General features: G+C 34.9%; 18 protein-coding genes, 1 pseudogene and 1 riboswitch. Of the genes and pseudogenes, 9 read left to right on the top strand and 10 right to left on the bottom strand.

Annotated elements, in window-relative coordinates; translation table 11 throughout:
* Position 1: 1 nt before the first annotated feature.
* Positions 2-1,528, bottom strand: coding sequence for an alkyl hydroperoxide reductase subunit F (gene ahpF, locus VK90_RS23195; RefSeq protein WP_048375534.1), 1,527 nt, complete (start codon positions 1,526-1,528; stop codon positions 2-4).
* Positions 1,529-1,542: 14 nt separating this feature from the next.
* Positions 1,543-2,106, bottom strand: coding sequence for an alkyl hydroperoxide reductase subunit C (ahpC, locus tag VK90_RS23190; RefSeq protein ID WP_000924421.1), 564 nt, complete (start codon positions 2,104-2,106; stop codon positions 1,543-1,545).
* 471 nt (positions 2,107-2,577) lie between these two features.
* Here ahpC and VK90_RS23185 point away from each other — a divergent pair.
* Positions 2,578-2,784 (top strand): annotated as a pseudogene (locus VK90_RS23185) (thioredoxin reductase); the annotation flags it as partial.
* Between the two features lie 232 nt (positions 2,785-3,016).
* On the opposite strand, the gene VK90_RS23180 reads toward VK90_RS23185, so the two are convergent.
* Positions 3,017-3,385: a hypothetical protein gene (locus VK90_RS23180; protein ID WP_048375530.1), complete on the bottom strand. Its 369-nt coding sequence runs from the start codon at positions 3,383-3,385 to the stop codon at positions 3,017-3,019.
* Positions 3,386-3,572: 187 nt separating this feature from the next.
* Here VK90_RS23180 and VK90_RS23175 point away from each other — a divergent pair, with 187 nt between their 5' ends.
* The 3 genes from VK90_RS23175 to VK90_RS23165 all read left to right on the top strand — a co-directional run bounded on the left by VK90_RS23175 (position 3,573) and on the right by VK90_RS23165 (position 5,820).
* Complete coding sequence (locus VK90_RS23175) at positions 3,573-3,812, top strand: helix-turn-helix domain-containing protein (protein WP_029953170.1); 240 nt, start codon at positions 3,573-3,575, stop codon at positions 3,810-3,812.
* Between the two features lie 163 nt (positions 3,813-3,975).
* Positions 3,976-5,202, top strand: coding sequence for an ATP-binding protein (locus VK90_RS23170; protein ID WP_048375527.1), 1,227 nt, complete (start codon positions 3,976-3,978; stop codon positions 5,200-5,202).
* Positions 5,203-5,436: 234 nt separating this feature from the next.
* Positions 5,437-5,820 carry a hypothetical protein gene (locus VK90_RS23165; protein WP_025150548.1) on the top strand — a complete coding sequence of 128 codons (384 nt, stop codon included), beginning with the start codon at positions 5,437-5,439 and terminating at the stop codon, positions 5,818-5,820.
* Positions 5,821-5,857: 37 nt separating this feature from the next.
* Here VK90_RS23165 and VK90_RS23160 read toward each other — a convergent pair whose 3' ends face one another.
* Complete coding sequence (locus VK90_RS23160) at positions 5,858-6,490, bottom strand: cyclase family protein (protein ID WP_048375525.1); 633 nt, start codon at positions 6,488-6,490, stop codon at positions 5,858-5,860.
* Between the two features lie 87 nt (positions 6,491-6,577).
* A riboswitch (SAM riboswitch) is annotated at positions 6,578-6,690 on the bottom strand.
* A gap of 149 nt (positions 6,691-6,839) precedes the next feature.
* Between VK90_RS23160 and VK90_RS23155 the strand changes: the two genes are divergently transcribed.
* Together VK90_RS23155 and VK90_RS23150 are read left to right on the top strand one after the other, a co-directional pair.
* Positions 6,840-7,949: a PRK06851 family protein gene (locus tag VK90_RS23155; protein ID WP_048375523.1), complete on the top strand. Its 1,110-nt coding sequence runs from the start codon at positions 6,840-6,842 to the stop codon at positions 7,947-7,949.
* A gap of 113 nt (positions 7,950-8,062) precedes the next feature.
* Complete coding sequence (locus VK90_RS23150) at positions 8,063-8,845, top strand: nucleotidyltransferase domain-containing protein (protein ID WP_048375522.1); 783 nt, start codon at positions 8,063-8,065, stop codon at positions 8,843-8,845.
* Between the two features lie 2 nt (positions 8,846-8,847).
* On the opposite strand, the gene VK90_RS23145 is transcribed toward VK90_RS23150, so the two are convergent.
* Positions 8,848-10,161, bottom strand: coding sequence for an MFS transporter (locus tag VK90_RS23145; protein WP_048375520.1), 1,314 nt, complete (start codon positions 10,159-10,161; stop codon positions 8,848-8,850).
* 139 nt (positions 10,162-10,300) lie between these two features.
* Positions 10,301-11,827 (bottom strand): FAD-dependent oxidoreductase, encoded by a 1,527-nt coding sequence (locus VK90_RS23140; RefSeq protein ID WP_048375519.1) that lies wholly within the window; start codon positions 11,825-11,827, stop codon positions 10,301-10,303.
* 579 nt (positions 11,828-12,406) lie between these two features.
* On the opposite strand from VK90_RS23140, the gene VK90_RS23135 reads away from it, so the two are divergent.
* A complete protein-coding gene (locus VK90_RS23135) occupies positions 12,407-13,492 on the top strand; it encodes a fatty acid desaturase family protein (protein ID WP_025150542.1) in 1,086 nt (361 codons plus the stop codon).
* Between the two features lie 53 nt (positions 13,493-13,545).
* On the opposite strand, the gene VK90_RS23130 is transcribed toward VK90_RS23135, so the two are convergent.
* From VK90_RS23130 to VK90_RS23120, 3 genes are all read right to left on the bottom strand, one after another.
* Positions 13,546-14,238, bottom strand: a complete 693-nt coding sequence (locus VK90_RS23130; RefSeq protein WP_048375517.1) for an amino acid ABC transporter permease — start codon at positions 14,236-14,238, stop codon at positions 13,546-13,548.
* 93 nt (positions 14,239-14,331) lie between these two features.
* Positions 14,332-15,126 (bottom strand): ABC transporter substrate-binding protein, encoded by a 795-nt coding sequence (locus VK90_RS23125; protein WP_048375516.1) that lies wholly within the window; start codon positions 15,124-15,126, stop codon positions 14,332-14,334.
* A 121-nt stretch (positions 15,127-15,247) separates the two neighbouring features.
* Complete coding sequence (locus tag VK90_RS23120) at positions 15,248-15,970, bottom strand: amino acid ABC transporter ATP-binding protein (protein WP_000616905.1); 723 nt, start codon at positions 15,968-15,970, stop codon at positions 15,248-15,250.
* Positions 15,971-16,153: 183 nt separating this feature from the next.
* Here VK90_RS23120 and VK90_RS23115 point away from each other — a divergent pair, with 183 nt between their 5' ends.
* Positions 16,154-17,473, top strand: a complete 1,320-nt coding sequence (locus tag VK90_RS23115) for a methyl-accepting chemotaxis protein (protein ID WP_442853655.1) — start codon at positions 16,154-16,156, stop codon at positions 17,471-17,473.
* A 30-nt stretch (positions 17,474-17,503) separates the two neighbouring features.
* Here VK90_RS23115 and VK90_RS23110 read toward each other — a convergent pair whose 3' ends face one another.
* Positions 17,504-18,838 carry an FAD-binding oxidoreductase gene (locus VK90_RS23110; RefSeq protein ID WP_048375513.1) on the bottom strand — a complete coding sequence of 445 codons (1,335 nt, stop codon included), beginning with the start codon at positions 18,836-18,838 and terminating at the stop codon, positions 17,504-17,506.
* Between the two features lie 242 nt (positions 18,839-19,080).
* On the opposite strand from VK90_RS23110, the gene VK90_RS23105 reads away from it, so the two are divergent.
* On the top strand, positions 19,081-20,745 hold the full coding sequence (locus VK90_RS23105) for a glycoside hydrolase family 13 protein (RefSeq protein WP_002174667.1): 1,665 nt from the start codon (positions 19,081-19,083) through the stop codon (positions 20,743-20,745).
* Positions 20,746-20,783: the final 38 nt, after the last annotated feature.

Genomic DNA, 20,783 nt, shown 5'->3' with positions numbered 1-20,783 from the left:
ATTAGTTACGGATTAAGTAATCAAATGCACCTAAAGCTGCATTCGCTCCTGAACCCATAGAGATGATAATTTGTTTGTATGGATTATTTGTACAGTCACCTGCAGCAAACACTCCTGGTACATTTGTAGCACCGTGCTTATCTGTTACGATTTCACCGCGAACGCGTTCAACTGTGTCACCTAACCAGTCTGTGTTTGGCACAAGACCGATTTGAACGAATACACCTTGTAATTCAACATGGTGAACTTCTTCAGTTTCACGATCGATGTAAGAAATACCGTTTACTTTGTCAGTACCAGTAATTTCTTTCGTTTGAACGTTTTTCAGAACAGTTACGTTAGGTAGGCTGTTAAGACGCTCTTGTAATACAGCATCAGCTTTTAATTCTGGCATGAATTCAAGAACAGTTACGTGCTTAACAATACCTGCTAAGTCGATAGCTGCTTCAATACCAGAGTTACCTCCACCAATAACCGCTACATCTTTTCCGATGAATAATGGACCGTCACAGTGTGGGCAGTATGCTACACCTTTGTTTTTGAACTCAGCTTCACCTGGTACGCCAACGTTACGCCAGCGAGCACCTGTTGAAACGATTACGCTCTTACTTTTCAGAATAGCGCCGTTTTCAAGTTCCACTTCAATAAGTTCTTTTTTCTCTAAACGTTTCGCACGTTGTAGATTCATTACATCGATGTCGTATTCTTTTACGTGCTCTTCAAGGCTTGCTACTAGCTTAGGACCTTCAGTGCGTTTTACGCTGATGAAGTTCTCAATACCCATAGTATCCATTACTTGACCACCGAAGCGCTCAGCAACGATACCAGTGCGGATGCCTTTACGTGCTGCATAAATTGCTGCACTTGCACCAGCTGGGCCGCCACCAACAACAAGAACATCGTACGGATCTTTATCAGAAAGCTCTGATGCATCTGGACCGTTACCCATTTTAGCTAGAATTTCTTCAAGTGTCATACGACCACTTCCGAAAGACTCACCGTTTAGGTAAACAGTTGGTACTGCCATGATGTCTTTACTTTCTACTTCCTCTTTGAATGCAGCGCCGTCAATCATAGTATGTGTAATACCAGAATTTAGAACGCTCATTACGTTAAGAGCTTGTACAACATCAGGACAGTTATGACAACTTAGGCTGATATAAGATTCAAAATGATATTCGCCTTGAATGTTTTTTATTTGATCAATTAATTTTTGTTCAACTTTTGGAGCGCGTCCACTCACTTGTAGTAAAGCTAACACTAATGAAGTGAATTCGTGTCCTAATGGAATACCAGCGAATACTACACCAGTGTCTTCACCAGGGCGATTTACGCTAAAGCTTGGTGTTCTCTCTAGTTCAACTTTTTCTACTGTAATCTTAGATGACATAGTAGTTAATTCATCTACTAGAGATAACATATCTTTAGATACGTTATCGTCTCCTGCGCTAACTTTAAGTAAAATGTCATTCTCCATTAATTGAAGGTATTGGGATAGTTGTGTTTTTATATCTGCATCTAGTATCATTTTGATCGAACTCCTTAGATTTTGCCTACAAGGTCAAGGCTTGGTTTAAGTGTTGCAGAACCCTCTTGCCATTTAGCTGGGCAAACTTCACCTGGGTTGTTACGTACGTATTGAGCTGCTTTAATTTTGTTAACAAGAATGCTTGCGTCACGGCCGATACCGTCAGCATTGATTTCCATAGATTGGATAACGCCGTCTGGATCGATGATGAATGTACCACGAGCAGCAAGACCTTCTTCTTCCATTAAAACGTTGAAGTTGCTAGTGATTGTGCGAGTTGGGTCACCAATCATAATGTATTCGATTTTGCCGATAGTTTCTGAGCTATCATGCCATGCTTTATGTGTGAAATGAGTGTCTGTAGATACAGAGTATACTTCAACGCCTAGTTCTTTAAGTGTTGCATATTGGTTTTGTAAGTCTTCAAGTTCAGTTGGACAAACGAATGTGAAGTCTGCAGGGTAGAAACAAACTACGCTCCATTTTCCTTTTAAACTTTCATCAGTAACTTGGATAAATTCTCCATTATGGTAAGCATTAGCTTTAAACGGTTTTACTTCTGTGCCGATTAATAACATATTAAAATTCCTCCTAAATGTTGGTTTTGAGCATCGGAAATTAGTTTGCTCATAAAATATATTTTTTAATTAACTATAATAATTCTAATTCAATATTAATTATCATATAGAAGTGGTTATTTTGTCAAGGAGAATGTAGCACTTTATTGTAATTTTAATTAATATTTATTCTCAATTAAGATTATGAAGTAGTTTAGCAGTGATAGAGTAGAAAATTTAGTTTTAAATGAGTGAATATAGTCATAGGTGAAAGGGTGTTTTAATTTAAGATTGAAATATAAAGATGATAATTAAATTTATTCGTGGAAAGAGTTCTTAGTAGATTTTGTATTTGAAAAGTAACTTCTTATTTTATTGTACAAAGAATTTTGCAATAAATAAAACAAAATGTATCGGAATCTTTTTGAACAATTTTTGTCATCATGGCATTTACTGTTGCAGAAGAAATCGAGTTTTGAGCTCAAATTTATTATCAATGGATTATATGCTGCTGGAGATATTCTAAAGCATGAAGGGAAATTACATTTAATAGCAGGAGCATTCCAAGATGCTGGAAATGCTGTGAATAAAGCGAAACAATTTATTCAACCAGATGCAAGTGAGTACGGAATGGTTTCTTCGCATAATGAAGTATTTAAAAAGAGAAATCGAGAATTGATTAAGCAGATGATGAAATAAGAAAGGAACCAAGTATACCCCCATTTACATCTCTATTTCTATGAATGAGAGGTGTAAATGGGGGTTTTCCTGTTTACTATATTTTCATTCATTATCATGACACCGGTTTCATTAGTTCATGTCATATGAATGTATTTCTCCAAAAAGGGAATACAAAGACTTGAACGTTTTATTTGTAAATCTTTCTTGAAAACAATGAATCTATGCTTGATTTGTGTTGGTCAACATCAAATTATGCTGTCCCTTTTGCTTGTTCGTTTGGAAATGGCATATTCTGTATGGAAGAAATGTATTGTTTTCCATGTTTTCGAGCTAACGATTCCAATATTTGACGAACGCGTTTTGTAAGATGACCTTGTTTTTTTATAGCCTCACAATATGCATCATAGAAAGCGTATTTAGACCAAAGGAAATCATCTTGTTGGAATAAGAAATGATTTTTGTACCATTCACCAATCGTATGGTAACAATTGCTTTCATGTGCTGCTGCACTTTGAGAAAGAATACGATCGGATAAAGACTTAGATAGATGAGAAATTGTGTTTTCTGTTTCAACTCGTAATGTTTTTTCTAACATTGTAATGATGTGTCGAGTAGCCATATGTTAACTCTCCTTTGTGTAAATGGGTAATACCATTCTATATTTAAAAAAATACTTACTATATTATTATACAATATATGGAATGCATCTACCTGCTTTTTAATTTGCATTTACAAAATCTTTTTTATTTGTTTACAAAAATAAAGTAAAGTAAGGTACAGTATATATATGAAAAAACAATAAAGGAATGAACACATTGTATATAACGATAGAAGAGGCCGCGGAGTATTTGAATTTACCAAAATCGTATGTTGAAGATTTAATTCAGCAAAAGAAAATTCGTGCGTTGTTCGATGGAGAGCAATATTTATTAAATAAAGAACAATTTAATACACATTTAGAACAAATGGAGAAATATAAACAGTTAGTGGAAGAAATATTAAACGAGCCCATTCCGGAAGATATGGATGTTAAAGACGAAGATTAAATTTATGAAAAGATCCCGTATTAAGATATACAGAAATGTATCTTAATACGGGATCTTTTCGTATTAGAAGGTTACATATTGCTCTGAAAGCAATTTCATAATTATAATTTAAAGGGATAAAATTTGAAATATTTTTGGGGTATTGATCAAGAGGAGTTTTTATATGAACAAATTCAAAAGCTTGGTTTATGAAGAAAGAGAAGCTTTAAAAGTATTTTTATTATTATTCTATATTATATTCTTTTTATATGACGTTATCTATTATTTTGTTTATCCTGCTATGGATATTAATGAGGCAACGATAGGTTGGCCAGAAGGCGGTATGGGGATAGGTGTATATATAGTAGTAATATCTTTATTTCCTATTTCAATATATCTTCAAAAACAAGGGTATGTTTATTTTGTAAAATATTTATTTTTAATTGGGTACATGCTTATTGATCTTATTAATAACCTAATGATTTATCTACACAGTGATCGTGTTTTTGAAAGCGGAAATATGGTTGAAATACTGTTAATTTTATTTGCACCGATTTTTGTGAATAGAAAATATTTTTATTTAGTTTCCTTTAGTGTAATTGGAAAATATGTATTTTTTACGTTGGTATTACAAGATATAAAAGTTGTGATTCCGCTTGTTTTATGTGTATTCTTTTTTATTATTTCACATTCTTTGTTAAAACGATTTCAGTCTTATGTAAGAACAGTTGTTGAGATGATGAATATTATGAAAGAGACCGAAAATTTAGCTGTAATTGGGACTATGTCTACAACAATTGCTCATGAAATTCGAAATCCATTAACAGCTCTAAAAGGATTTACACAAATCCAAAAAGAAAGAAACCCTACTGATGTGATGAGCTATGAGATTATGCTACAAGAAATTGAGAGGATTAACGGGTTTGTTAGTGAATTGATGTTATTGGGAAAACCGAAACCGATTAATTATGAATGGTGTAATATACGAGAAATCCTTTTATATGTTGTACAGTTAATGGAAAGTTATGCGTCTCAATATAAAGTGAAATTCCACTTGCAAGTAGATGGAAATTTACCCGCTATAAATGGCGATGATAAGCAATTAAAACAAGTGTTGTTAAACATTATCAAGAATGGAATAGAATCGATGCCAGAAGGTGGAGACATTCATATTCGTGCATTCAAAAAAGCTGGAGATAATTTGTGTATTTCTGTCCAAGATCAAGGTTTTGGTATAGAGAATGAGAAGATAGAGAAAATCGGAAAGGCATTTTATACAACAAAGGAGAATGGTACAGGTCTTGGGTTAATGATTACATATAAAATTATTGAAGAACATCAAGGGAGTATCGCAATTCAAAGTAGTATGGGCGTAGGAACGAAAGTGAAAATTTATTTACCAACAGCGTAGTGCATTAGAAGAAAAATTTTTTCAGAAAAGTGCTCTTGTTGTGTAAATATAAACATTTTATAAAATGTTTCAAGAAGGGTTTTTTTTATAAAACACTTCGTTTATAATGGAGGAAAATATCGACATGAAGCTTTGAGCTCGTGTAACGGTTCGGTAGTGTTATGAAATGAAAAGAAAAGAAGGGGTGCACGCGCATCCTTTTTTCTATGCAGATATGATGAAAGGGGTGGTATGATGGAATTAACATTAAATTCGGCTGTATGTTTACACACGATTCAATTTCGAAAAGAGCAAAAGAATTATATTGTAAAAGATACGATTACAGGAGAAAAATATGAAATGCCGCCACTTTGGATTGATGCACTAGCAATGATGCGTGACGGTTTTTTATTGGGAGAAATTGAGGAGAAATTAAAAGAAGAGTATCCGGCAGAAGAAGTAGACATGTTAGCATTCACGAGGCAAATGTTAGAGCTAGAACTTGTCGGAATGGTAGATGGAGAAGAGATAGCTTGTACAAAGAAGAAAGATAAAGATTATTTAGCTTGGGTACGCCCACGGGTGGAACAATTCTTTCTTAATTTAAATAAAAAATATAGAAGCAAAGGTCAAAAGTGATCTTTGCTTTTTTTGTTGTCCTTAAGTAGTTCTTATTTTAAAAAATAACAGCAAATGCTCTGGCAAAAGCACCATCACTATTTTTAATTTTTAAAGGTGCTGCTGAGAAAAAGAAGCGCTTCGTTTTAATGGAATCTAGATTTGTTAAGTTTTCAATTAAATAAATGTTATTCCCTAGTAATATGTGATGAATAGGTGATGTTTCTGTAGTTACTTCATCAGGAGAAATAAAATCTAAACCGACAGATTTTATTTTTAATTTAACTAGTTCTTCAGCTAATTCTTCGGAAAGATAAAATGCTTCTTTCGCATAAGATTCCGTGTTCCATTTATTAGATAGATTGGAATGGAAAATAACAATATCTCCTTCCTTTATGTCGATAGTATTGAGTACTTCCTTAGGCAACTTTCGTTCTTGAACATGAGTTACATCGATAAGAACAGCTTCGCCTACAAATTGATCAAGGGGTAATCGATCAATTGTTGTTGCGCCAGAAATAAAATGCGCAGGAGCATCGCAATGCGTGCCGACATGAACGACAGAATGAAAATCTGTAACTTGATATCCTGTCTCTTCAACACTTGTAATTGCTTCTAGTTGGATTTTTGGTGTTCCAGGAAATTGAGACATATTGTTTTCAAACGTTTGTGATAGGTCAATTACTTTCATCCTAAATACCTCCAATATATGTTTTTAAAATAATAAAAAGCTCATCTTCCATAATCAAGAAAGATGAGCTTTACATACAGTAGTTAAGTTTTATCTTCCAAAATGCAAAGCATTTTGCAGGAATTAGCACCTATTCAGTTTTTATAAACTGAGGTTGCTGGGCTTCAAAGGGCCGGTCCCTCTGCCTCTCTTGATAAAGGTATATTCAGTTTTAAGATTCGGAATTTTTTGTTTGTTTAATTGTAATTCATTTCCTTTTTTAGTGCAATACAAAATAGGTATTCACCCAAATAAAGTATCTCGCATATTGTAGCTTATGTAAGTAGAATGCTGCGAAGGGGTGGGTGCAGTGACAGGGAATGTATTGAACTATTTTGCTGGTGGAAATACAGCTAGAGGATTTTATAGCTTGTATGAAGAGAGTTTAAAAGGGCTAGATAGGTTGTTTATTTTAAAAGGTGGTCCAGGAACAGGGAAGTCTTCTTTAATAAAAGCAATTGGGCGTGAATGGGCTGAAAAAGGATATAATATTGAATTTTTACATTGTTCTTCTGACAATAAGTCAGTTGACGGTGTAATTATTCCGAAGTTAAATGTAGGAATTGTCGATGGGACATCGCCACACGTTATTGAGCCGAAAATGCCTGGAGTTGTAGAAGAGTATATAAATTTAGGGGTTGCTTGGGATTCAAATAAATTAAGAAAGCAGAAATTAGAGATTGAACGATTCGTTTCAGAAGCAAGTAAAGCCTTTCAAGCAGCTTATGGATGTTTTAAAGAAGCGTTAGTTATACATGATGAGTGGGAGAAAATATATATTAATAACATTGATTTTAATAAAGCAAACGAATTAACAGATCAGCTTATACAGAAACTATTTGCAGATAAAAGTGGAGATAAATCGATCGTGAAACACCGTTTTTTAGGGGCTGCTACACCGAAGGGAGCGGTTGATTTCGTTCCTAATTTAACAGAAGGACTGCCGCATCGCTATTTTATAAAAGGTCGCCCAGGTTCCGGGAAATCAACGATGCTTAAAAAATTAGCCAAGGCAGCAGAAGAAAAAGGTTTTGAAGTAGAAGTGTATCATTGTGGATTTGATCCAAATAGTCTCGATATGATTATTGTAAGGGAACTAGGATTTGCAATTTTTGATAGCACAGCACCGCATGAATATTTTCCAAGTCGTGAAGGTGATGAAATTATTGATATGTATGATCTCATTGTTACACCAGGGACAGATGAGAAGTATGCTACGGAAATTCGCGACGTTTCAATTCAGTATAAAACAAAAATGAGCGAGGCGATGTCTTTCTTAGCAAAGGCAAAATCAGTTCGTGATAAATTAGAGCGAATTTATATTGCTGCTATGGATTTTTCAAAAGTCGATGCGTATAAAGAAGAAATTCAAAAAGAGATTGAACGAATTGCAGTTGCTGTAATTGAAAAGAAAAAATAAGTATTTTGTTAGGCTGTCGGGAATTTTCTGACAGCTATTTTAGTATGTAGTAAAATTAGAAGTATATTTGTCGAATTTCCAGGGAAATGATCAAAAAATAGGGAGGGTATGAAATGAAAGTGAAAATTGAATTAGAATTAGAAAGAATTGAAAAAGAGAATGATGTGAAAATTTTATTTGCTGTAGAATCAGGGAGCAGGGCGTGGGGATTTCCGTCGAAAGATAGTGATTATGATGTTAGGTTTGTCTATATACGTCCTGTAGATTGGTATTTATCAATTCATGATAAACGTGATGTAATTGAATATCCAATTAGCGATGATTTAGACATAAGTGGCTGGGATATTAAAAAGGCATTGCAACTATTTGCAAAGTCAAATCCAGCGTTACTTGAATGGATTCGATCACCGATTTTTTATTCGAAAAACTCTAACCTTCCAGAACAACTTCAGCAAATGAGTGAAAAGGATTTTGATCCGAAATCAACAATATATCATTACTTACATATGGCTTCAAAAAACTATCGTGAATTTTTACAAGGTGAAAATGTAAAGTTGAAAAAGTACTTTTACGTATTACGTCCTATTTTAGCCTGTAAATGGTTAGAAGAGAAAGGGACATTGCCCCCAGTAGAATTTGACCGGTTAATTACGGAACTATCAGTAGAGTCTATCGTATTGAATGAAATTGAAAAGTTGCTAATAAAGAAAAAAGCGGGTACTGAATTGGATATTGGTCTAAAAATTAATGTGTTAAATCAATTTTTAGAGGAGCAAATTGATTATTATCAGCAATACGTGAAAGGGATTGAAAAGGGACTAGGCATCGATATTGAAAGCTTAAATACATTATTTCGAAATATGTTGTTTGAAGTATACAAAAAAGAGCATAAGTAAGTTTATGCTCTTTTTTTGTTTGTAGGAATAAAGAAAACAGAGATAGATGCGATAAGACCTGCAAATGAGAATAAGTAAAAATTCCATGCCAAGTCATACTGCATTGTCATAATAATACCGACAAGAACCGGACCGGCGATTGCGCCAATTCGTCCAAGACCAAGTCCCCAGCCTAAAGAGGTAGCTCGGATATGCGATGGGAAGTATTGTGTTACATACGCATTTAATATTTGAGTAATACCGACTGATCCAATTCCAGCAAGACCAATTAAAAGATAAATGATTGTAATGGATGGTTTAATTGTTAATAGTCCGATACATATGGCCGCCATAAGATAGGAGATGCTGATAACAATTTTTGCTCCTATACGATCCGCGATTGCCCCAGCAAATAATGCACCGATAGCTGCAGTAATGTTTAGCATAAGTAGAAATGATAAACTAGATCCAAGTGGATATCCTGCTTGGCGCATCATCTGTGGTAACCAAGTGTTTAAACCATATATTAAAAACATTCCCATTATATAAGTGGTCCAGAAAAGTAGAGTTGCTTTCATGTATTCTTTTGAGAATAATGTAAGGAATCCGTTTTTCTTTTGTATATTAGTTGATGTTTGAGGAATTTCTTTTCTTACATGTAATTCAATTTGAAAACGATCACGAATTTGTTTCGCTTCTTCTTGCCGATTACGTGACAGTAAAAATTGAATGGACTCAGGTAAATAACGAACAATGAAGGGAATGAGAAGTAGAGGAATCATTCCGATGCCAAACATAATTCTCCATCCGAAATCTTCTAACATAAACATGGACAAAATGGCGCCTAGTACGATACCTAAGGGATAGCCGGTAAACATAATTGCATAAATAAAAGATTGTCGCTTTTGGGGTGAATACTCAACAGTAAGTGCCGAAGCTGTTGGGATAACACCACCTAATCCAATTCCTCCGATAAATCGAGATAGCCCGAATAATTCCGGAGAAGGAGTAATTGCAGCTAAGCCCATTGTAATAGAAAAAAGGGCTAGGCAGCATATGAGTGTCCATTTTCGTCCAATTAGATCTGTAATGGTTCCAACTAGAATAGCACCAATAAACATCCCAAATAAAGCATAGCTGGCAATTGTTCCAGCGTGAGCTGGTGATAGTGCCCAGCTATTGTCCTCTAGGAGCTTTGGTAGAACGGCACCGTAAATACCTAAATCATATCCGTCAGCTAGAATGGCTAGCCAACAAATAAAAACAACAAGTTTTGTAATAGAGCTTGAAAAGGTAGTTTTTGTAGATTCTAGATGAGGTGGAGCAGAAGGTTGCATAGTATTCACCTCTTTTTTGTAAATTAATATATTATTTTGTTGAATGCTAATATTTTCCTTCTTATGTCGAAAATTATCTGAAAAATCTTCATAAAAATAAAGAAGTTCAACGGGATTTCCGTTGAACTTCTTTGTTTTTTTACTCGTTATCAACTCGTTTCAATGGCTGATCTGCTGGACCTTCGATAACGTCCCCATCAATTGAAAAGCGAGATCCGTGGCAAGGACAATCCCAAGTGCAATCACCGTTATTCCATTCAACTTCACAGCCGAGGTGCGTACAAGTTGTATCGACAATATGTAATTCTCCTTCTTTGTCTTTATAGGCACCTGCGCGTTTACCGTTGACACGTACAACAGATCCTTCGCCAACTTCAAGATCTTCTGGTTTACGTAAAGCAGTTTCAATTTTTCCTTCAATTAAATGTTTAGCAACATCAATGTTCTGTGTAAGGAATGACTTTATGTCCGGATTCGAGTGGAAGCGTGATGGTACAAAAAGTTCTTTATAGGGATTGTGAATTTTTGTAATTGAATCTTTTAGTAAATGAGCTGCTACAGTTCCAGTTGTCATGCCCCATTTACGATATCCTGTTGCAACAAATATATTTGGATTACTTTCATTAATATGTCCGATATAAGGGAGTTTATCTAAAGTAATTAAGTCCTGTGCAGACCATCTATAAGGAACCTCATCTACTCCAAAAGTAGCTTCAGCAAAGGAATATAGTGCTTCATAATGAAGCATCGTATTAATCCCTTGCCCTGTTTTATGGCTTTCTCCACCGATTAAAATTAGTTGTTCACCATTGCCTGTTATATAGCGTAAGGAGCGTTTGGGATCATCAATACTTAAATACATCCCTCCTGGATAATCTGTTTTCGCTTTTATAGCAAGAGCATAGGAACGTTCTGCATACATTCGCGTAAAGAAAAAGCTATTGGCATCATAAAAAGGGAAATGTGAGCAAGAGACGACATATCCACAAGTGATGCGGTGACCACTCTTTGTAATTACTTGTGGATAAACCCCTTTTTCAATATCTAACGCTGTTGTTTGTTCATAAACTGTTCCACCCATTTCCACAAACTTTTCTAAAAGTGTTTTTAAATAAAGGAGAGGATGGAATTGCGCTTGATTCTTCATTACAAGTGCTGATTGTACTGGAATAGGTAGGGGTAGGGATTGAACATAGTCACAAGGAATATTTAATTTTTGATAGGCTTCATATTCTTTCGTTAAATTTCGTAATCCATTATCAGTAGTTGTGTATAAATAGGAATCTTCATTTGTGAAATTACAGTCAATTTTATATGCTTGCACAGTCTCGCTTATAAATTGTAGAGCTTTATTATTTGATTCGTAGTAAAGCCGAGCTTTTTCAACACCAAAATGATTTATTAATTCGTCATAAATAAGATCATGTTGTGCTGTTACTTTTGCAGTTGTATGTCCAGTTGTTCCATTTAAAATAGAGCCAGAATCAATTAAAACAACTTTCAATCCTTCTTTAGCGAGTAAATAGGCAGTGGTAATACCTGTAATACCAGCACCGATGACAGCAACATCTGTCTTTATATTTTCGGATAAATGAGGAAAAGTAGGAAACTGAGTGGATTTAATCCAATAGGATGATGGCAATTGTGGAAATGTGTCATCTGTCATTACGAAAACCTCCTGATTTAGAACAATTTTCCTTTTAATATCTCCATATTATATGGAATTCATGTGTGCTATTTTTGAAGGATTTTAATTTTAATGAACGAAAGATATAATTATTCTAAAATAATTATTTTTAGGGATTAGTATGAAGAGGTATGCTTTATATAAAACTAAATTCAAGTGATCGTATTTGTTAATACATAGAGAGTTCTTGAGTGAGATAGAGTTTATAGCTTTTAAGTATATTTATATATATAACGGATAAATCCTTATAAAACCTATACTTTCTCTTTATTGAAATAAGGTATAATTATAAAAATATAACCAACCTTTATTACTAGGTCATAAAAGTTGTTGACAATATAGAAAGTCTATTGTTATGATTCATCATGTGGAAAGGTTGATAGAGAGTAAAAAGAGAAATGTTTTTCATTGATAATAAAAGCGAAAAATAAGTGACGATAGAGTGAGTATATTTTCCTTATGATAAATGCTTTTTGGATCGCCTAGTAAAATCAATCTGGAAGCAAGAATTGATATATGCAAGTTGCGCAGGGCGCGGCATAAGAAAGGGGCAAAAGGATGAAGGAGCTTCATACGTTTGGGTGGTATGCAGCGCGTGTATCACCACATTTGCCAAAAAAAGCATTTAAACCAGTTCCTACTCGTTTATTTGGTGGACTGGCTTATTTACTTGTGGCATTGGCGGGGTTAATAACGATTGGTGTATTTGAATTGAATGTGTGGGCAAATCTAGGAATTGCAATTGTTCTTGGACTATGTTTTGCTTCACTTGGATTTTTAGGACATGAAATTTTACATGGAACGGTTGTAAGAAAGGCATGGCTTCGTGATTTTTTAGGTGCGATTGCATTTATGCCATTATCAACTGGTCCAAAACTTTGGAGAAAGTGGCATAATGCAACGCATCATGTTCACACACAGCATGAAGAGAATGATCCAGATGCATGGCCGACACTTGAGAAACTTAAAAAGAGTAAATTTTTGAGCTGGGTATATCACATGCCTCTTCATGTTCGTTCATTCTTTAGTTTTCTGTCACTAACAATTCAATTTACATTGCATTCGACTCGAATGTTCTTTCATTTTATTAAGGAATTTAAGTCATCCAATCAAAAATCTGTATGGCTTCAACTTCTTTTGCCTTGGACGGTTTGGATTAGTCTATTGTTTATTATGGGACCTGCAAAGTGGTTATTTGCATACGTGATTCCGTTGTTAATTGCTAACTTTATTGTAATGGCATATATCGCAACAAATCATCGCTTAAATCCAATTGTTCCAGTAAATGATCCATTAGCAAACTGTTTATCAGTAACAGTGCCGCGCTGGGTAGACGTTTTACATTTCAATTTCTCATACCATACAGAACATCATCTGTTTCCTGCTATGAGCTCTAAATACTATCCGTTAGTAAAAGAGAAAATTAAAGAAATGTGGCCGGAACGTTATCACGAAATGCCAATGACAAAAGCATTGGCAGCGCTTTGGAATACACCACGTGTGTATTATCAAGGAAGTGAGTTAATTGATCCTCATAAAGAACATTTCTACGGTTCTTTAGGAAATGGACTAGACCCTCATAATATTTCATATCGTGAGGAACATATAGAGGAAAAAGAGGCTATTAAAAAGGTAAATCAATAAAATTAGATATATTTTAAAGTGAAAAAGCAAGCTCTCTTGGAGCTTGCTTTTTATTATAAAGAAACTTCTTTCTTGTTCTTTATATTGACGTGGACAGAGTTATTTTCTTTTCGTTGTAGTCGTTTTTCTAGAAGACTAACAAGATAAGTAAATAGAAGAACAAGTGCGAGATAGTATACACCAACAATGATATATGTATCTAATTGTTGGAAGTTACCTGCGGCAATCGATAAACCTGATCCCCATAATTCGGACATCCCTACGTAAGCAACAAGGGAAGAATCTTTCAATCCAATAATAAATTGATTCCCTAGAGGAGGAAGAGATAGGCGAAATGCTTGCGGTAAGATAATACGGCGCATCGCTAAAGGATAAGGCATGCCTAAAGAGCGAGCAGCTTCCAATTGTCCCCGGTCAACGGATTGAATTGATCCGCGGAAAATTTCTGTAATATACGCACCGTTATGAATTGCTAAAGCAATTGCTCCTGCCCAAAAAGGGGTGAAAACAACAACAGATGTAATCCCAAAATAGAGAATTGCGATTTGAACAATTAAAGGTGTACCACGAATAATGGCGATGTATACATGAGCAATACTATTTAAAACCTTATTGTTAGAGATTCGAAAGAAGGCGAATAGTAATCCAATTAGTGAACCTAGTAATAGGGATGTTAATGTTAATTGTAATGTGACAATAGTAGCCTTTAAGAGTGTAGGATAGGTAGAAATAAAAATTTCAAACATATGTGTCACCTCATATTGTATGGATTTTAGTAGGGAATGAAATGCCCCACATGAAAAGTGGGGCATGATTTATGGAATCATTGAATAGCTAACTTACTTCGCTTTTGCCTCTTCCCCAAGAATATTACGGCCAAACCATTTTTTACTGATCTTTTCATACGTACCATCTTTAATGATTTCATCTAAAGCTTTATTTACTTTCTCAACCATTTCTTTATCATCCTTGCGAATAGCAATTCCCATTTCATCAAGATTTAATGGCTTTCCAGCTTCTTTTATATTAGATTTTCCTTCTTTTATCATACGTAAACCAACCATCTGGTCAGTGATTACTGCGTCAACACGCCCAGGCTCTAGGTCCATAAGTGCGGTAATATCACTATCGTACTCTGTAATTTGATCTGTATATTTTGTAACAAGACTTTTAAAGGTACTAGCCTTTACAACACCAATTTTCTTACCCTTCAAGTCCTCTGGAGAAGAGATAGATGTATTCTTTTTAGATACAAAAATTTGGGCACCAGAGCGATAATAAGGATTTGAGAAATTGACAGCTTTTAATCGTTCTTCTGTGATTGCCATACTTCCTAATATCACATCATATTTTTTTGATTGTAGGCCTTGAATCAATGTTTCCCAAGGATTTGTAACAGGAGCAGGTTTCATTCCCATCTTTTTTGCGAGAGCTTCACCTATTTCTACATCAAAACCGACAAGTTTCCCGTCATTTTCTTTATAGTTAAAAGGCTTGTATAAGCCACTCATCGCGTAACGAAATTCCTTTTCACCGTTTGATGAAGTAGTAGAACTTTCCTTACTACAGGCTCCTAGTATGAAGGATGTACATAATGTAATACTCGCAACAATGGTTAATAATTTCTTCTTCATAGAACCCCTCCTATATATTGATCATACGGATGGTTTTAAGTATGTTATCGAGATATTTTATTTGGACAATTAGTTGTGCGCCGTATGAATGTATTTCTTTACGCTTGAAATAGAAGTAACATTATAAAACGTTACGTAAAAATTGCTTTGCCCGTTCATGTGATGGAGCTGAAAAGAATTGCGCTGGAGGAGCATCCTCTACAATTTTCCCATCATCCATAAAGATGACGCGATCAGCTACATCTCTTGCAAAATTCATTTCATGAGTAACAATAACCATGGTCATTCCTTCTTCAGCAAGTTCTTTCATAACTTGCAATACTTCTCCAACAAGTTCAGGGTCTAAGGCTGAGGTAGGTTCATCAAATAGCATAATTTTAGGATTCATAGCAAGAGCTCTTGCTATCGCAATGCGCTGTTTTTGGCCACCTGAAAGTAGGTGGGGCGTTACGTCAGCCTTATCCTGTAGGCCGACTTTTTGTAGGAGTTGATTCCCAATCTCCTTTGCATTTGCTGTCTCCAATTTTTTAACGTGAATAGGTGCTTCTATGATGTTTTCTAGTGAGGTCATATGAGGAAAGAGGTTAAAGTGCTGAAAAACCATACCGACATTTTCACGGACTTTGTTTAAATTTGAATGCTTTGGATCAATTCGTTCACCCTGAAGGTGAATTTCACCTTCATCGTACATTTCTAAAAAGTTAAGACAGCGAAGTAATGTACTTTTTCCGGAACCACTGGCACCAATTAAAACAACAACTTCTTTTTCTTTTACTTCTAAATCAATTCCTTTTAAAACATCAAGTGAGCCAAATGATTTTACTAGATTTTGAACTTGAATCATACAAAACCTCCAGTCAAAAATATATTTTACAAATGTTGCCCCTTATTTCTGTTATTAGTCATAAATTGTCAGAATCCTTTATTTTTTTCGGTGGATTTGATATTCAAGGAAATAATGATTTTTAAAATCCCTATATCTTTCTATAACGAAAATATGGATAATAATATATAGGTAGTACTTATATTGCTTATAAGAAGGGGGAAAGAAGAGATGGAAAAAGAAAGGAAAACATTTTCCTTTGGCTTGCGTATACAGCTTATGCTATTTACTACAGTTTTAGCTTTAATTACATATTCAACAAGTTTATTTTTTATTTACGTTATATATGATTATTTTCAAAGTTATGTAAGTCAAACTGTTTATAATATTATCGTTATGTTATTAGGTGTAGTATGGTCTGGAATTTTAGCATATGGGGCAGCAATATTCTTAATTAAACCACTTCGGAAGTTAGAGGAAGCTGCAAGGAAAGCGGCTGATGGTGATATTCGTGAAGATGTCCCATTGCCAAATACAGATGATGAGATTAAATCTTTAAGTGTTGCATTTAATATGATGCTAGGAAACTTAAGGGGCATGGTAAAAAATATTGATACTACATTTTCGTATACAAATAATCAAGTTCAGCAAATTAGAAAACAAACAGGTGAAGCGACTAAGCAAGCACAAGGTGTGTCTGAAACCCTTGCAGAGATTTCTTCTGGTGCTGAGCAATCCGCAGCATCGATTCAGGCGATTGTTTCTACTGTTGATACAACGACTTCTATTGCGAGTGAAGTGGAAGAAAAGGCGAAACACTCTGATCAATTGTCCTCAGAAATGGTTCAAGCTTTAGGGCAAAGTACTCGTGTCTTTACTTCTTTAATTCAAGGTATTCAAACATTGGCGAAAGAAAATGAAGATTCGATGCAAAATGTACAGAAATTAGAAGAAAGAATGAAACAAGTGGAACAAATAGTTTCTGTTGTAAGTGAGATTGCTAGCCAAACAAATTTATTAGCATTAAACGCTTCTATTGAGGCGGCTCGTGCAGGAGAACATGGAAAAGGCTTTGCAGTTGTAGCAGAAGAAGTACGCAAACTTGCTGATGAAAGTGATCATTCTGCCAGAAACATATCGCAATTATTACGGAATATGCAGGAAGAAGTGCAACAAGTCGCCATGAAAATGACCGAGCAAGTGAAAACAGCTAAAGAAGAGGCGAAACGCGGAGAAGCTACAGAATTAATTTTAAAAGAAATGTCATCAAGTATTATGGAAGTCGCCGATGCAACCAAGCAAATTAGTAGTTATATGAATGAACAAGTGAGTCATATTCATCAAACGGGAGCACAAACAAAGGCTGTAGCAGCAATTGCTGAGGAAACGTCAGCTGGGTCACAAGAAGTGGCACGTGTGACACTACAACAGTCTAAAAATATGGTAGTAATTGATCAATTATTAAAAGATTTAGAGAAGCAAGCAGCTGATTTGAAACGAACAATTGAACGGTTTTCAATGTAAAAAGGAAGAACAGCATTCTGTTCTTCCTTTTTATATATGAAAAGGGGGAATGCTTTGTTGAAAGTGAAAAACGTTGCAAGGGTCATATAAGGTTTTCACTTTACGCAATCTTTGAAAGTTAGAGCCATAATAACTAGTTTGCCAATTCTTAATGTCGATATCGGGCCAATTGACATAGTCGCCTAGTGTATAAGGATCTAAACTTTCTCGTAAGTCTTTAACCCAGCGTATATTTTGATTTTCTTCATCGTCGCATTTCCAAGAAGTAATATATTCTTGAGCAATGATTGCCTTGCGATGGAAATAAGCGGTTTCATTAGGAGAAATATTTTCTACAGCACCTACGAGTGATTGATGCCAAATACTCGCATCTTTATTTGGTGCATGAGAAAGAAAATATTGCATGGTTTGAATGCCTTTAAGAGGGATAGGTTTATATACGTAGGAACCAGAGCGTTTAAAGTTTTCAGGAATATTACCGCTGTTAAAGAATTGAACAGCCTTTATATATGGGACTTCATCTATAAATAGAGAAGGATTACCAGTTTCAAGAAGAGGAGATAATAAGGAATGGAGTTCAGAGGGAGAGCCAACAAACTCACCTTGTGCTTCGATTTTATTTCGTTGCTTTGCGAATAATTCAATTGATGAAGTGAGACGTTCGTCTATATAAGGCGCCCAGTTTTGCCAAGCTTGAAAGGCAGCAATAAAGTCTTGCCATTCCCATGTAATTGAGAAGATTGATACATTTTTTATAGGATGTACTCGAAAAGTTAAGGATGTAACAATTCCGAAGTTTCCACCACCACCACCACAGCATGCCCAAAATAAGTTAGAGTTTTCTTGCTCGTTTGCACGAATGAGTTTTGCGCCAAATTTTCCGCACGCTTGTACCATTTCAACTTCTACTAATTGATCACATGTTAATCCAAATAAGCGTGAAAGCATACCGATGCCACCGCCAAGTGTTAATCCAACAATTCCAACGCTTGCACTTGTACCAGCCGGTATTGTAACACCATAATTCCAAAGCTCTTTATAAACAGTGCCAAGATTTGCACCAGCTTCAATTGTTGCTGTTAATTTATCTGTATTAACAGTAATGCGATGCATTTCACTCACATCAATAATAAGTCCTCTATTTAAAAGAGAAAAATTTTCATAGCTATGACGTCCGCTTCTTAAGCGAAACGGTATATGACGTTCACGTGCCCATTTTAAGGCGTTACACACATCATTTTTATTTTGGCAAAAAACAATAATACAAGGGAGTTTTGGAATACTTAAATTTAAATTTATTCGGGCTACGTCGTAGTCAGGATCTGAGGGAATAATGATACGACCTGTTAATTTTGTTTGTTTCAATTTATCACTCCTTTCTAAAATAAACAGTGCTTTTTATTAATATATGAAAAGCGTATGTAACGTGTGTGGACAAGAGTAGGTGAGGAATGAGATTTTCCTTTGTGAGAAATAAATAAAGCATAAGAATAAGGAATCTACATAGAGTTTCATGAAAACAGTTGCAAACTGTTCATATTTTGTTATGATAGTGTTACGAAAACGTTTGCATAAATTTTAATGGGATGCAAAAGGAGAGAATGATTATGAATAAGACATGGTGGAAAGAAGCGGTTGCTTATCAAATTTATCCACGTAGCTTTATGGATTCAAATGGCGATGGTATTGGAGATTTACAAGGTATTATTGCAAAACTGGATTATTTAAAAGATTTAGGTATAGATGTAATTTGGATTTGTCCAATGTATAAATCGCCTAATGATGATAATGGTTATGATATTAGTGATTACCAAGATATTATGGATGAATTTGGTGCGATGGAAGATTTTGATGCGTTACTAGATGAGGTTCATAAGCGTGATATGAAGCTTATTATTGATTTGGTTATTAATCATACAAGTGATGAACATCCGTGGTTTATTGAATCACGTTCTTCTAAAGACAATCCGAAGCGTGATTGGTATATTTGGCGTGATGGTAAAGATGGCGTGGAACCAAACAATTGGGAAAGTATCTTTAATGGCTCTGCATGGGAATATGATGAAGTGACAGAGCAATATTATTTACATTTATTCTCGCGTAAACAACCAGATTTGAACTGGGAGAATAAAGAAGTTCGTGAAGTTTTATATGATACTGTTAATTGGTGGCTTGATAAAGGTATTGATGGTTTCCGCGTCGATGCGATTAGCCACATAAAAAAAGAAGATGGTTTAAAGGATATGCCAAACCCAAAAGGGTTAAAGTATGTGCCTTCTTTTGACAAACATATGAATGTCAATGGTATTCAGCCATTATTAGAAGAATTAAAAGAAAACACATTTGCTAAATACGATATTATGACTGTTGGGGAAGCAAATGGTGTGAAAGTTGAAGATGCTGATCTTTGGGTTGGAGAAGAGAACGGTAAATTCAATATGGTATTCCAATTTGAGCATTTAAGCTTATGGGATGCAGAAAAGAAGAAAGATCTTGATGTTGTTGAGTTGAAAAAAGTATTAACAAAGTGGCAAAAAGGTTTAGAAAATAAGGGCTGGAATGCTTTATACATTGAGAATCATGATAAGCCACGTATTGTGTCTACTTGGGGAAATGATAAAGAATACTGGCGTGAAAGTGCAACAGCTTTAGGAGCGATGTATTTCTTTATGCACGGTACACCGTTTATTTATCAAGGACAAGAAATTGGTATGACGAATGTTCAGTTCCAAAATATTGAAGATTATGATGATGTAGCAATTAAAAATTTATATCGCGAGAAAATTGCAGAAGGAGTATCTCATCAAGATATGATGGAAATTATATGGGCTTCTTGCCGTGATAATTCACGTACACCTATGCAGTGGAATGCTGAAAATAATGCTGGCTTCACAACAGGAACACCTTGGTTTGGGATGAATCCAAACTACAAGGAAATTAATGTTGAAAAGCAGAAAAATGAAGAGGACTCTATTTTCAATTTCTATAAAAAAATGATTGCCTTGAAAAAAGAGCATGATGTATTGAATTATGGTACGTATGATTTAATTTTAGAAGATGATTCGCAAATTTACGCATATACTCGTACATTGCAGGGTGAAAAAGTAATTGTAATTAGTAACATTTCGAACCAGGAAGCTGTATATAATGAGAGTACATTCGCACTAGAACGCAAACGTTTGCTCTTAAATAACTATGAAGTTGCCGAACATGATCAATTAACTACAATTACGTTAAAACCTTATGAAACAAGGGTTTATCGCATTTCATAATAAAAAAGGATGCTCTTTGAGCATCTTTTTTTATTAAA

The organism is Bacillus sp. LK2 (assembly GCF_001043575.1).
GTDB classification, from domain to species: Bacteria; Bacillota; Bacilli; order Bacillales; family Bacillaceae_G; genus Bacillus_A; species Bacillus_A paramycoides.
The sequence above is the reverse complement of the archived record's forward strand: the minus strand, read 5'-3'. Positions and strand labels throughout refer to the sequence as shown.

Coding starts and splice junctions, on each gene's coding strand:
- ahpF (WP_048375534.1), bottom strand. CDS start 1,528: ATGATACTAGATGCAGATATAAAAACACAACTATCCCAATACCTTCAA.
- ahpC (WP_000924421.1), bottom strand. CDS start 2,106: ATGTTATTAATCGGCACAGAAGTAAAACCGTTTAAAGCTAATGCTTAC.
- VK90_RS23180 (WP_048375530.1), bottom strand. CDS start 3,385: ATGGCTACTCGACACATCATTACAATGTTAGAAAAAACATTACGAGTT.
- VK90_RS23175 (WP_029953170.1), top strand. CDS start 3,573: ATGAACACATTGTATATAACGATAGAAGAGGCCGCGGAGTATTTGAAT.
- VK90_RS23170 (WP_048375527.1), top strand. CDS start 3,976: ATGAACAAATTCAAAAGCTTGGTTTATGAAGAAAGAGAAGCTTTAAAA.
- VK90_RS23165 (WP_025150548.1), top strand. CDS start 5,437: ATGGAATTAACATTAAATTCGGCTGTATGTTTACACACGATTCAATTT.
- VK90_RS23160 (WP_048375525.1), bottom strand. CDS start 6,490: ATGAAAGTAATTGACCTATCACAAACGTTTGAAAACAATATGTCTCAA.
- VK90_RS23150 (WP_048375522.1), top strand. CDS start 8,063: ATGAAAGTGAAAATTGAATTAGAATTAGAAAGAATTGAAAAAGAGAAT.
- VK90_RS23145 (WP_048375520.1), bottom strand. CDS start 10,161: ATGCAACCTTCTGCTCCACCTCATCTAGAATCTACAAAAACTACCTTT.
- VK90_RS23140 (WP_048375519.1), bottom strand. CDS start 11,827: ATGACAGATGACACATTTCCACAATTGCCATCATCCTATTGGATTAAA.
- VK90_RS23135 (WP_025150542.1), top strand. CDS start 12,407: ATGAAGGAGCTTCATACGTTTGGGTGGTATGCAGCGCGTGTATCACCA.
- VK90_RS23130 (WP_048375517.1), bottom strand. CDS start 14,238: ATGTTTGAAATTTTTATTTCTACCTATCCTACACTCTTAAAGGCTACT.
- VK90_RS23125 (WP_048375516.1), bottom strand. CDS start 15,126: ATGAAGAAGAAATTATTAACCATTGTTGCGAGTATTACATTATGTACA.
- VK90_RS23120 (WP_000616905.1), bottom strand. CDS start 15,970: ATGATTCAAGTTCAAAATCTAGTAAAATCATTTGGCTCACTTGATGTT.
- VK90_RS23105 (WP_002174667.1), top strand. CDS start 19,081: ATGAATAAGACATGGTGGAAAGAAGCGGTTGCTTATCAAATTTATCCA.